The sequence below is a fragment of the Mycobacterium sp. TH-M25 genome (assembly GCF_057473665.1).
The window spans coordinates 1-2,257 of record NZ_JBYCLA010000360.1; the positions used below are offsets into that span (position 1 = coordinate 1).

Consider the following 2,257-nt stretch of genomic DNA (forward strand, 5'->3'; position numbering starts at 1 on the left):
GCATTGGTCCACGATCAGGACGCCAAACGGCTTGCGCTGCAGAAAATGTCGTTCGAAGTTGCGTGGCGGATTCTGCGTGCGACGCCGGTGACGGCGACGGCGTTGGTGTCCGCGTTGCTGCTGACCACTCGTGGGGTGGCCTTGACGCTCGATCAACTGCACCACACGTTGCAAGAATCACTGGATTATCTGGAACGCAAGCAGACTCCCGTGTCGACGAGTGCGCTGCGGCTACGTTCGCGCGACGGCGTGCGCGCTGCGGTTGACACATTGTCCAGCGGACATCCGGTCACTCGGGTTGATAGCGGTCGGGAGCCGGTGTGGTACATCGCACCCGGCAATGAACACGCCGCGGCGTTCTACCGCAACTCGGTGATACATGCCTTCCTGGAGACCTCGATCGTCGAACTGGCCTTGGCGCACGCCAGGCATGTCGAGGGCGACCGTATGGCGGTGTTCTGGGCGCAGGCGATGCGGCTGCGTGATCTGTTGAAATTCGATTTCTATTTCGCCGATTCGGCGGCGTTTCGCGCCAACATCGCCGAAGAAATCGCCTGGCACGAGAATTGGGAGGCGCGGGTATCCGGCGATGGTGATGAGATCGACGCGATGCTGCTGACCAAACGACCGTTGATCTCGGACGCGATGCTGCGGGTGTTTTTCGAGGCGTACGACATTGTCGCCGACGTGTTGCGCGATGCCCCGGCGGATATTGGCCAGCAGGAACTGACGGAGTTGGCGCTCGGGGTCGGACACCAGTACGTGGCACAGGGCCGGGTCCGCAGCAGCGAATCGGTGTCGACGCTGCTGTTCGCCACCGCGTACCAGGTCGCTGTCGATCAGAATCTGATAGCGCCCGCTCCGGATCTCGCTGAACGCCGGCTGGCTTTCCGACGGGAGTTGCGGAACATTCGGCGAGATTTCGACTACGTCGAACAGATCGCGCGCAGCCGGTTCATCGTCCGTGAGTTCAAATCGCGTTAGTGACGCTTGGACCGCTCGGTCGACTGATCCACAGTCGCGTGTCTTTCCACAGGGTCAGCGGGTGCGGGCCCGTGCTGTCCCTCGTTGTCGGTAGCGCCGCGCTGAATGGCCATCGGAAGGGCCAACGCGTCCCGGCCCAAAGACGACAACAGAGCAAGCAACGAAGGGAATGAGCCAGTGTTCGAAACGCCGTTAACCGTAGTCGGTCACATCGTCAACGACCTGCAACGCCGGAAGGTGGGCGGTCAGGAGGTGGTCAAGTTCCGGGTGGCCAGCAATTCTCGCCGTCGCACCGGTGATGGCGGCTGGGAGCCCGGAAATTCGCTGTTCATCACCGTCAACTGTTGGGGAAGATTGGTCACCGGGGTCGGTGCCGCGTTGGGTAAGGGCGCACCGGTGATCGTGGTCGGCCACGTCTACACCAGCGAGTACGAGGACCGGGACGGCATACGCCGTTCGTCGTTGGAGATGCGGGCCACCTCGGTAGGTCCGGATCTGTCGCGGGTGATTGTGCGCATCGAGAAACCCGCGTACACCGGTCCGAACGGGGACTCCAGCCCCACGGCCGCCGGTGCTGTTACCGGAGCTCCCGACGGGGATCCCGCCGCCGGGGCCGATCCGAGCCCGGCCGGCGAAGCCGCTACTGGGCTCGACGCATTACCCATGTCGGCTTAGGGGCCGAATTGCGGCTGTGGCGTCGTGCCTAGGATGGTCGCGAATAACTCTGCAGACCAGAAAGGCAATACGGCGGCATGGCTGAGTTCATCTACACGATGAAGAAGGTCCGCAAGGCGCACGGTGACAAGGTAATCCTCGACGACGTTACGCTGAGCTTCTTCCCTGGAGCCAAGATCGGTGTCGTCGGCCCGAATGGTGCCGGTAAGTCGAGCGTCTTGCGGATTATGGCCGGTATGGACAAGCCGAACAACGGCGACGCGTTCCTGGCTACCGGCGCCAGTGTCGGCATTCTGCAGCAGGAGCCGCCGTTGAACGAGGAAAAAACGGTTCGCGGCAACGTGGAAGAGGGCTTGGGCGACATCAAGATCAAGCTTGACCGTTTCAACGAGGTCGCCGAATTAATGGCCACCGACTACTCCGACGAGTTGATGGAAGAGATGGGCCGGCTACAAGAGGAACTGGACCACGCCGACGCGTGGGACCTCGACTCGCAACTGGAGCAGGCCATGGACGCGCTGCGCTGCCCGCCGCCCGACGAACCGGTCACAAACCTGTCCGGTGGTGAGCGGCGTCGGGTGGCGCTGTGCAAGCTACT

At 62.6% G+C, this 2,257-nt stretch carries 3 protein-coding genes; all 3 read left to right on the forward strand.

Annotated features, from left to right (window positions below; all coding sequences use genetic code 11):
* On the forward strand, positions 1-984 hold a 984-nt coding region (locus AC2VOU_RS12190), incomplete at its 5' end, for a lysophospholipid acyltransferase family protein (RefSeq protein WP_486957614.1).
* A gap of 105 nt (positions 985-1,089) precedes the next feature.
* Positions 1,090-1,659 (forward strand): single-stranded DNA-binding protein, encoded by a 570-nt coding sequence (locus AC2VOU_RS12195; RefSeq protein ID WP_257720465.1) that lies wholly within the window; start codon positions 1,090-1,092, stop codon positions 1,657-1,659.
* Between the two features lie 77 nt (positions 1,660-1,736).
* Positions 1,737-2,257: ATP-binding cassette domain-containing protein (locus AC2VOU_RS12200; protein ID WP_486957615.1), on the forward strand; the 521-nt coding region annotated here is incomplete at its 3' end.

Excerpts from the sequence above, each read along its gene's own strand:
- AC2VOU_RS12195 (WP_257720465.1), top strand. The coding sequence starts at position 1,090 with ATGGCCATCGGAAGGGCCAACGCGTCCCGGCCCAAAGACGACAACAGA.